General features: G+C 67.3%; 8 protein-coding genes and 1 pseudogene. 5 read left to right on the plus strand and 4 right to left on the minus strand.

The features are described from left to right. Positions 1–70: 70 nt before the first annotated feature. Complete coding sequence (locus QRM95_RS21030; RefSeq protein ID WP_285249359.1) at positions 71–829, plus strand: IclR family transcriptional regulator; 759 nt, start codon at positions 71–73, stop codon at positions 827–829. On the opposite strand, the gene QRM95_RS21035 is transcribed toward QRM95_RS21030, so the two are convergent. After that, positions 826–1,602 (minus strand): IclR family transcriptional regulator, encoded by a 777-nt coding sequence (locus QRM95_RS21035; RefSeq protein WP_285249360.1) that lies wholly within the window; start codon positions 1,600–1,602, stop codon positions 826–828. The two genes, QRM95_RS21030 and QRM95_RS21035, sit on opposite strands and share 4 nt — an antisense overlap. Then, positions 1,599–3,029: an amino acid permease gene (locus QRM95_RS21040; RefSeq protein WP_502934992.1), complete on the minus strand. Its 1,431-nt coding sequence runs from the start codon at positions 3,027–3,029 to the stop codon at positions 1,599–1,601. Before QRM95_RS21040 ends, QRM95_RS21035 begins: the two co-directional genes overlap by 4 nt. Positions 3,030–3,240: 211 nt before the next feature. On the opposite strand from QRM95_RS21040, the pseudogene rlmC reads away from it, so the two are divergent. Beyond that, positions 3,241–4,368: pseudogene (gene rlmC / locus QRM95_RS21045) on the plus strand (23S rRNA (uracil(747)-C(5))-methyltransferase RlmC). Between the two features lie 12 nt (positions 4,369–4,380). On the opposite strand, the gene QRM95_RS21050 reads toward rlmC, so the two are convergent. Beyond that, positions 4,381–5,004, minus strand: coding sequence for an FMN-binding negative transcriptional regulator (locus tag QRM95_RS21050; protein ID WP_285249361.1), 624 nt, complete (start codon positions 5,002–5,004; stop codon positions 4,381–4,383). A gap of 15 nt (positions 5,005–5,019) precedes the next feature. Next, positions 5,020–5,949, minus strand: a complete 930-nt coding sequence (locus QRM95_RS21055; protein WP_285249362.1) for a DMT family transporter — start codon at positions 5,947–5,949, stop codon at positions 5,020–5,022. Between QRM95_RS21055 and QRM95_RS21060 the strand changes: the two genes are divergently transcribed. The 3 genes from QRM95_RS21060 to QRM95_RS21070 form a co-directional block, all read left to right on the plus strand. Beyond that, complete coding sequence (locus tag QRM95_RS21060; RefSeq protein ID WP_285249363.1) at positions 5,948–7,360, plus strand: aminotransferase-like domain-containing protein; 1,413 nt, start codon at positions 5,948–5,950, stop codon at positions 7,358–7,360. The genes QRM95_RS21055 and QRM95_RS21060 overlap by 2 nt on opposite strands. A 139-nt stretch (positions 7,361–7,499) precedes the next feature. Further along, complete coding sequence (locus tag QRM95_RS21065) at positions 7,500–8,519, plus strand: DUF6454 family protein (RefSeq protein WP_285249364.1); 1,020 nt, start codon at positions 7,500–7,502, stop codon at positions 8,517–8,519. 61 nt (positions 8,520–8,580) lie between these two features. Continuing rightward, on the plus strand, positions 8,581–10,343 hold a 1,763-nt coding region (locus tag QRM95_RS21070; RefSeq protein WP_285249365.1), incomplete at its 3' end, for a phospholipase C.

The raw sequence follows: 10,343 nt of genomic DNA on the forward strand, positions 1-10,343 counted from the left end.
GCTATGCCTAAATAGATTGTTACCTCCCCCCATGACAATTGGCTGGATGCGCCCTGGCTAGACTCGGACCATGTCGAAGACCTCCAGCATGGGCCGTGGAATCATGGCCGTCCTGGCTGTCGGCAGCCGCCAGGCTGCGGGACGTAACGGTGGGTCAGTTTCGGAGGTCGCCTCGGACCTCGGCAAGGACCGCAGCCAGGTTTCCCGCAGCCTTCGGACCGCCGAACAGGGGGGCTTCCTAAACTGCACGGGCCGCACCTACAGCCTGGATTGGTCGGTCCTCACGGACGCCCAACTCATCACCGTCCAACGACTGAAATCCGACGGCGACTCGGCACTGGATGCCCTTGCGGCAGCAACCGATGAGGCATGCTTCCTGGGCGTGCTGCACGGCGACAGCACGGTGACTATCGGCGAAAGTGTTCCCGCCAGCAGCAACCTTGTCGGCTCCTGGCTTGGCCGGCCCTACCCGGCCTACTGCAGCGACGCCGGCCAGGCCGTCCTGTGGGAGGCCTCGGAACCCGAGGTCCGCAGGGTCTTCTCTGACGTCGAGTTTGCCCGCCACGGCCCGAACACCCCGGCGGACGTCGATGAATTCCTCGCCCGGCGCGACGCGGCAAAGGCACGGGGCTATTCGATTGTTGACGAGGAGGCTGAACCGGGCCTGTACTCCCTGGCCGTCCCGGTCCGGGATTTCAAGGGCGATGTGGCAGCAGCCCTGCAGATCGTCGGAATCAAGGCACGGCTGGAACCGCGCCGGGAGCGCTGCGCCGCGGCGCTGGTGGCACAGGGCCGCTGGCTGGAATCCAGGCTCGGGTTCCTGCCCTAGTCGTGAACCGGAACGAACGCCGCCAGGCGGTCAGCTGAGCGTCTGAGCGCATCCGCTGCCAGTGCGGCCTTCGGCGTCACCCTGTCCCGGCTGCCGAGTACGCTCAACGCGGCGACAACCGAGCCCTCTCCGTCCCGGACCGGTACGGCGAGCTCGGTGACACCGTGCTCGAATTCCTCATGCGCACCAACAAAGCCGGCGCCCCGGTCCCGTACCAGCAGCTGCCAGATTGCATCCGTCGAGTGGGCCGCCCCCGGGCCGCCGATGCCGATGAAGTTCACATCAGCCAGCAGTCCGTCCAGGGCTGCGCGGTCAAAGTCCCACAGCAGCGCCCGCCCGGCGCCTGTACACCAGACCGGGGTCACCATGCCGGGTGCCGCGAAACTGCCTGGCACGGCGTCATTGGTGGAGTTCCGAAGCAGGATCACGCGAAAGCCCTCCCGAATCGAGAGGCGTGCCCGCAGGCCCAGGGACGCCACGAGCGCTTCCAGCTCGGCTCCGGCTTCCCGGATCCAGCCCACATTCAGGGAGGCGGCAAGGCCGAAAAACCCGGGGCCTGCCCGGAAGCCCCTCTCCCCGCGTTCCAGCAGCCCGAGCTCGCAGAGTTCTTGGGTCAGCCGGGATACCCGGCTTTGCTCCATGCGCAGTTCCGCGGCCAACTGGGATACGCCGAGCAACTCGCGGCCCCGTTTCTCGCGGTCGGCCACGAAGCGCACGAGCCGCAAGCCCTGCGCCAGGGATGAAGCCTCAGCCGCAGCAGAATCCGTGCTCACTTAACCCTCCCCGCCGTCTTGGGCCCGTGGCGGAAGTGGAAGTAGGCGTAACAGGCGGCGACAAACGGGACGCCGAAATAGAGGGCCGCGGCTTGTGCCGGGTCCAGTGCGATACCGACCAGCGAAACCACACAGAGCACGAACGCCAAGATGGGCACCAGCGGAAACAGCGGCGCCTTATACGCGAGGGCCGCCACGTCCCCGCCGTCGCGGACAAAGGCACGGCGATGGAAGTAGTGCGAGGCCGTGATGGACATCCAGACGCCAACCACGGCAAAGCCCGCCACGGACACCAGCACCAGGTACACCGTTTCCGGCGCCACCACGCTGCTGAGGAGCGACGCGAGGCCTCCCACCATGCTCACCGACAATGCAATGAGCGGAATGCCGCGGCGCGTGACCTTCTTCAGGGATTGCGGGGCGTGGCCCTCATCCGCCAGTGAATAGAGCATCCGGGCGCAAGAGAACAGCCCGCTGTTGCCCGCGGACAGGAGCGCCGTAATGATCACGAAATTCATGATGTCCGCAGCGAAGGGCAGTCCCGCAGCGGAGAACACAGTCACGAACGGGCTCTCATCAAGGCCCACTTCGGTGTAAGGGATCGTGGCTGCGATAACGGTGATGGCGCCCACGAAAAAGATGAGCAGCCGGACGACGGTGGTCCTCACCGCCTTGGGGACTGCGGTGGCAGGGTCCTTGGTTTCGCCGGCCGCGACGCCAATAAGTTCGGACCCGGAGAAAGCGTAGAAAACGGCCAGAACGGTGACAAGGACGCCAGTGAAGCCATGGGGGAAGAGCCCGGATTCGGTGGCAAAATTCTGGAACAGGACGGGGTGGTTGCCGCCACCCAGCGGGTGGATGCCAACCAGCGCGGCACCGCCCAATATGATCAGGGCGATGATGGCGGCCACTTTGACAATGGCGAACCAGAATTCTGATTCGCCGAAAAACCGCGACGACACGGCATTGAAGCCGAAAAGAACGGCGGCAAAGACCAGGCACCAGACCCAGACGTCCACGCCTGGGAACCATCGCTGCATCAGCAGTCCGGAGGCCGTGAACTCCGAGCCGATGGCAACGGCCCAGCACAGCCAGTAGAGCCAGGCGGTGGCGAAGCCCGTGGCTGGGCCGATCGACCGGGCAGCGTAGATGTGGAATGCCCCGGATACGGGATAGGCGATGGCCAACTCCCCCAGGCACGCCATCACCAGGTACACCACGAACGCTCCGACCAAATACGCGATCACTGCGCCCAGGGGGCCGGCCTGGGAGATGGTGTAGCCCGAACTGACGAAGAGCCCGGAGCCGATGACGCCCCCCATGGCGATCATCACCAGGTGCCGCGCCCCCATGGAGCGGCGGAGGGCAGACTCCGGCGCAGGCGGCGTTGCCAGTTTGGGATCCAGCATGAGCGGTGAGTGTTCCACGGGTGTCTCCAAACGAAGAAATGCACGATTGCCCTTGCGAAGCTAGCATGGCGACCGAATTTTTCATCATCAAAAGCATTTTCGTATGCACATATTGCACGGTATTACTCGGGGTCGCCGGCTTGGAAAGCCGACGGCGGCACAGAGCCAAGGGCCGCCGTCGTCCGTGCACTTCGAGGCTGCGAAAGGCAGCGGGTAAACTTGTCCGGTCATGGACTGCTCCTATTTCGATGCCGGCGCCTGCCGTTCCTGCACCCACATGGGCATGCCCTACGGCGAGCAGCTGGCCGGCAAGCAACGCCACTGCCAGGGCCTCCTCGCCGGTCACGCCGGACTTGAATGGCTGCCGCCGGTGGCCAGCCGGGAGTCCGGCTTCCGCAACAAGGCCAAGATGGTGATCGGCGGAACGGCACAGAACCCCACCATCGGAATCCTCGACGCCGACGGCCACGGCGTGGACCTGCGCCGGTGCGGCGTCTGCTCCCCCGGCCTGCTGGCCTGCTTCCCGGTCCTGGCGAACTTCATCCGCCGGATCCGCCTGACCCCCTACGATGTGCCGCGCCGAACCGGCGAACTCAAGCACGTCATTATCACCGAATCCCCCGACGGCGAGGTCATGCTCCGCCTGGTCCTGCGCTCCGAACAGGTGGTGCCGCGGATCCGCAAACACCTGCCGGAACTGCTGGCGGCGCTGCCCCAGGTGAAAGTGGTCTCGGTCAACCTGCATCCGGAGCACAAGGCCGTCCTGGAAGGTGACCGGGAGATCCTGTTGACCGGCCAGGAAACCCTGGCCATGCGGGTCAACGACGTCACCCTGCACCTGCGCCCGTAGAGCTTCTTCCAGACCAACAGCGAGATGGCCGCGGCGTTGTACCGGCAGGGCCGCGAGTGGGTTAACGAGCTCGCGCCCGCATCCGTCTGGGACCTTTACTGCGGGGTGGGCGGTTTCGCCCTGCACTGCGCCGCCCCGGCCCGCACCGTCACCGGCATTGAAACCAGCGGCGAGGCAATCGTGTCCGCCCGGCTCAGCAGCGGGGAGGCGGGCCTGGAGGGAATGGAGTTCCGGGCCGGCGACGCCACCGCCTTCGCCTTGGCTGCTGATGAGTCGCCGGACCTGGTGATTGTGAACCCGCCCCGCCGCGGCATCGGCACGGAACTGTGCGGCTGGCTGGAAGCCTCGGACGTGCAGCATGTGGTGTACTCCAGCTGCAACGCACAGTCGCTGGCCCGCGACCTGGCGAACCTTCCGTCCTTCACGGCGCGGCGGGCCCGCGTCCTGGACATGTTCCCGCAGACCACGCACTACGAGGTGATGGTGCTCCTGGAACGGGCAGCTTAGGGCCGTCAGGCGTCAGTTTCGGCGGGCACGTTCGACGGCGGCCGCGCCGGCTTCGCGCCCCTCGGCCCGGAGGCCTGCCGCTACCCCGGCGGCATCGGCGTCGGACCGGTTTTGGCTCATCTTTTCCTTCGCCTCGATCCGGCTGACCAGCAGTTCCACGCCGACGATCGCCCGCAGCTGCCCGGTTATGAATTTCTCCGGGGCGTCGTCCACGGCCCAAGGGCGCTCCCGGCCGCCCTCGTGCAGGCCGGTCAGGTGCCGGACGTGCCGTGCCAGCCAGCCGGCGTCGTCATGGATCACTAATTCGCCGTAGACATGCAGTGTGGCGTAATTCCAGGTGGGCACCACGCGCCCGTGCTCGGCCTTGGCTGCGTACCACGACGGCGAGATGTAGTCGTCGGGGCCCTGGATGATGGCCAGCGCTTCGCCAGTGGGCAGGGCGGTCCACTGCGGGTTGTTCCGCGCCATGTGCGCCTGAAGGGAACCGTGCGCCCCCACGCCGGGGTTGAAGGCGAAGGGCAGCAGCGTGGCCAGCAGGCCCTGGTCCGTCATGGTGATGAGGTTGGCGGCGCCGGGCTTTGCCAGCAAACTGTGGACAGTTTCGGCCTCGGCGGCGAAGTGCGCAGGAATGTACATGGTGCTCCTTTTCGGTTAGCGGGCGGGACGGTTGAGGCGGACGCGCACGGCCGCGGCGGCGCAGAGGATGACGGCAAGGGCGCCCAGGAGGGTGGTCCAGGTGAGCGCCTCCCCCAGCAGCAGCGCCGCCCAGCCAATGCTGAGGACCGGCTGCACCAGCTGGATCTGGCTGACCTGCGCCATGGGCCCGATGGCCAGCCCGCGGTACCAGGCGACGAAGCCGAGGAACATGCTGACCACGGCCAGGTAGCCGAAGGCCGCCCACTGGACGGGAGTGGCCGACGGCGGCTGGCTGAGGACGGAGGCAACGGCCAGGACCAGCATGGCCGGGGCGGCGAGGACCAGTGCCCAGGCGATGGTTTGCCACGATCCGAGTTCGCGGGCCAGCAGTCCCCCTTCGGCGTATCCGACGGCGGCGCAGGCCACCGCACCCAGCAGCAGCAGGTCCGCCCACTGCAGGTGCCCCACTCCCCCTGACTGCAGGAAGGCGAAGGCGATCGCCGCCAGCGAGCCAAGCGCCATGACCACCCAGAAGGTGGCGGCCGGCCGCTCGCCGGTGCGAAGCACGGCTGCCGTCGCCGTCGCCGCCGGCAAGAGGGCGATGACGACGGCACCGTGCCCGGCGGGAACCGCGGTGAGGGCATAGGACGTCAGTAGCGGGAAGCCCGCGACGACGCCCCCGGCTACGAGGGCAAGGCGCAGCCAGGTGCCGCGCCGGGGCAGCCGCTGCCGGGTCACGGCAAGCGCTGCGGCGGCAAGGAGTGCGGCGACGACGGCACGGCCAGAGCCGATAAACAGTGGCGGGATCCCGGCGACCGCCACACGGGTGAAGGGCACGGTGAAGGAAAAGGCTGCCACGCCTAGGAGCCCCCACCACACTCCGGCCGACATTCCAAGCGGTATCGCTGGGCGCTCAAGGACAGTAGCGCTACTATGTTGTTTCATGAATAACGATAGCAGTTCGCGCATCACTGCGGCACTCCGTCAGTGGATCAGCAGTGCGGCTCCCGGCGCGCGGCTGCCGTCCACCCGGCAGCTGGTGGCCGAACACCAGGCAAGCCCCGTGACGGTGCAGAAAGCCCTGCAGGCCCTGGCCGCCCAGGAACTGATTGAAAGCCGGCCCGGCGTCGGGACCTTCGTCCGTGCGGTCAGGACAGCCCGGCCCTCCGACTATGCCTGGCAGACCGCAGCACTGCGGTCCCCGTCCTCGCCGCTGCCGTCGTCGTCGAGCACCATGCGCAACGTGCCCGGCGATGCCATCTGGCTGCATTCGGGATACCCGGACCGGGAACTGCTCCCCGAACGGCTGGTGCGGGCAGCCCTGGCCCGCGCTGCCCGCGGAGATGCCGCGTTGTCGCGCCCGCCCGCCGCCGGCATGCCGGAGCTGCAGCAATGGTTCGCCCGCGAACTGGGGCAGGCCACACCGGTAGGGGTCACTCCGCCCACGCCCAATGACGTCATCGTGCTGCCGGGAAGCCAGAGCGGCCTCAGCTCCATCTTCCGCGCCCTCGTGGGCGCCGGTCAGCCGCTGCTCATCGAATCGCCGTCGTACTGGGGCGCCATCCTGGCCGCCGTGCAGACCGGGGTGCGCCTGGTGCCGGTCCCCACCGGGCCGGACGGACCCGACCCCGCGGACGTGGACCGCGCCTTCGCCGAGACCGGAGCCCGTGCCTTCTATGTGCAGCCCAACTATGCCAACCCCACCGGCACGCAATGGGCGGCGGGACGCGGCCGCGAAATCCTGGACGTGGCCCGCCGGCACGGCGCGTTCCTGGTGGAGGACGACTGGGCGCACGACTTCGGCATCACCTCCGATCCCGTGCCACTGGCCACCCGGGATGATTCCGGCCACGTGGTGTACATCCGGTCGCTGACCAAGAGCGTCTCCACTGCCATCCGCATCGCGGCGGTCATTGCCCGGGGTCCGGCGCGGGAACGCATCCTCGGCCAGCGTGCGGCGGAATCCATGTACGTCAGCGGGCTCCTTCAGGCCGCAGCCCTGGATGTGGTCACGCAGCCCGGCTGGCAGACACACCTGCGCAGCCTCCGCCAGCAGCTCCAGTCGCGCCGGGACCTGCTGGCCACCAGCATCGGCGAACACGTCCCGCGGGCGCACATCGACAACCTGCCCCGCGGCGGATTGAACCTGTGGGTGCGCCTGCCCGATGGCACGGACCTCCCGCGGCTGGCGCGCGACTGCGAAGATGCCGGCGTCATCATCGCTGCCGGCACGGAGTGGTTCCCGGCGGAGCCCGCCGGGGCCTTCATCAGGCTGAACTTTTCGGGCCCCAACCCGGGCGCGTATCCGGACGGCGCACGCGTCATCGGCGAGGCGCTGGCCCGGCAGGACCGCTAAGGCATTCCGTGGCCTCCTGACGGAAACGCGTCAACCGGACAGTCCGGCGACAACGCCAGTTCACCGGGGCGCCATGCCGGGTTCATTACCCATTAGTAACTTAAGAGCTCCTGTTGAGACCCCAACCTTAAGAGGCCCCATGAGCTCCACTCCCACGCGGCGCGCCCTCACCGTGGCCGCGTCCCTGATCGTTGCAGCCTGCGCGGCCGCCGGTACAGCGGCCGCACAAGCGGACACCCGGAACAACGGCGGCAGCCCCGCTTCCGGGACCCACCACGAAACAAACACCGACCTGGCGGACGCCTTCGACTCCGTCAGCCGGGCCACAGCCTGGCAGCAAACCACCAAACTGAAACTGAACTTCCCCACGTACCACACCGAGGGAATCGCCTACAGCCAGGACCACATCTTCCTCTCCGCCGTCCAGATCCTCGAACCCACGGTCAAGTACCCCGCCCCGCAGGACGGCTACGACCGCACACCGGGCAAGGGCATCGGCCACCTGTTCGTCATGGACAAGGCAGGCAACCTGCAAAAGGACATCACCCTGGGCGAGGGCGACATGTACCATCCGGGCGGCATCGATTTCGATGGCACCAACGTCTGGGTGCCGGTAGCCCAATACCGGCCGGACAGCAGCGCCATCATCTACAAGGTTGATGCGGAGACCCTGGACGTCCACAAGCAGTTCGAGGTCAAGGACCACTTCGGCGGCATCGTGCTGGACCAACAGACCGGCCACCTGGTCGGGAACACCTGGGGCTCCCGGCGGTTCGCGGAGTGGGACCTGCACGGCAAGGAATTGTCCACCTGGGAAAACCCGAACTACTTCATCGATTACCAGGACTGCCAGTACGTCCCCAACGCCAAAATGCTCTGCGCAGGAGTCACCAACCTCCCGCAAACCCAGCCGGCCGGCGGGACCGCAGCCACCTACGAACTGGGCGGCATGGCAATGATCGACCTGAAGTCCCATGAGGTGACCCGCGAGGTCCCGTTCCAGCAGTGGTCCACCGCCGGGCACGTGGCCACCCGCAACCCGTTCAAAATGACCGCCAACGGCGGGCACCTCACCATGACGGTGGCCCCCGACAACGGCGATGAGGGCAACGGCACCGAAATCCTCACCTACGAAGCCGACGCCGCCCCCGCAAAGTAGCACTCCCCCGCACCCGCCGCAGGCCGCGGCGGTGCACCCACCAGGAATGATTGGATACCCCATGCCTTATACGGCACCCAGATTCACCAGGAAGAGCGTCACCGCCGCCACCGGTGCAGCCGCCTTGGCGGCCACCGCCCTGACGGCCGGGCTGGTCGGCTTCGGCGCCGCCCCGGCGAGCGCCGGCACCCACAACGACACGGCGACGCCGATCAAGCACGTCGTGGTGCTCTTCCAGGAGAACGTTTCGTTCGACCACTACTTCGCCACCTACCCCAACGCGGCCAACACACCCGGCGAAACCCAGCAGGGCTCCGGTGCCCCGGCGGCGAAATTCACCGCGTCCACGGACACGCCCAAGGACATCAACACCCTGGCCAATGCAGGACTGCTGGCACCGAAGAACCCCAATTCGGTCCAGCCCTCGCGGCTGTCCCCGATGCAGGCCGTCACGTGCGACCAGGACCACGGCTACAAAGCCGAACAGAACGCCTACAACGGCGGGGCGATGGACAAGTTCGTCCAGTTCACCAGCCGTGACGCGTGCGGGACCAACCAGTACGGACGCCCCGGCCTGACCATGGACTACTACGACGGGAACACCGTCACCGGAATGTGGAACTACGCCCAGAACTACGCGATGAGCGACAACCACTTCAGCACCGTCTTCGGCCCCTCGACTCCGGGCGCGCTCAACCTGATCTCGGGCCAAACCCACGGTGTCAAGGAATACAACGCCGCCGGGGCGCCCGTGGCCACGCCGGCCGCCGGGAGCAGCGCCGTCCGCCAGCCGGACGCCAACGGCGTGGGCACCGTGATCAACGACCCCGACCCTGTCTACGACGACTGCTCCAACAGCAGCCACGCCAAGGCCAACAACCTGGCCGGCATGACCGGCCGGAACATCGGCGACCTGCTCAACGCCCAGGGAACGTCCTGGGGCTGGTTCCAGGGCGGCTTCGCCCCCACCACCGCGGCCACCGGCAGCGCTCCCGCATCCTGCCTGGCCGCCCACACCAACGCGGCCGGTGCCTCCGTGGTGGACTACTCCCCGCACCACCAGCCGTTCCAGTACTACGCCTCCACCGCCAACCCGCACCACCTTCCGCCCGCTTCGGACGCGGAAATCGGGCACAACGGCCAGGCCAACCACCAGTACGACCTCACCGACTTCAGCAAGGTGGTGGACAGCGACAACATGCCTGCCGTGTCCTTCCTGAAGGCCTCCGAGTTCCAGGACGGCCACGCGGCGTACTCGGATCCGGTGGACGAGCAGAACTTCATCACCAAGACCGTCAACCAGATCCAGCAGTCCAAGAACTGGGACAACACCGCCGTCGTGCTCGCGTATGACGACTCGGACGGCTGGTACGACCACGTCGCCGCCCAGCCGAAGAACGCCTCCACCGGATCCGACGACGCCGCATGGTGCTTGAATGCCGCAGCGAACGGCGTGCCGGTGGCAGGGGGCTACGCCGACCGATGCGGCCCCGGACCCCGCCAGCCGCTGGTGGTCATCTCCCCGTACGCGAAGAAGAACTTCGTGGACCACACTGAGACGGACCAGGCCTCCATCCTGCGGTTCATCGAGGACAACTGGCACACCGGCCAGATCGGTGACTCGTCGGCCGACGCGACGGCAGGATCCGTGGACGCGATGTTCAACTTCCACCACGAGCGCAACGACAAGGTGCTGCTGGACGAACAGTCCGGCGCCGTCGCCTCCATCAGCCACAACGGCAAGGTCCAGGGCGGCGGAGCGGACAACTCCGGCCCCTGGTGTTTGCGGATAATGCCTATTTTCCGCCGAGGAAGATCGGGTTG

Source organism: Pseudarthrobacter sp. efr-133-R2A-89, assembly GCF_030209315.1.
In the GTDB taxonomy this organism is placed as follows: Bacteria; Actinomycetota; Actinomycetes; order Actinomycetales; family Micrococcaceae; genus Arthrobacter.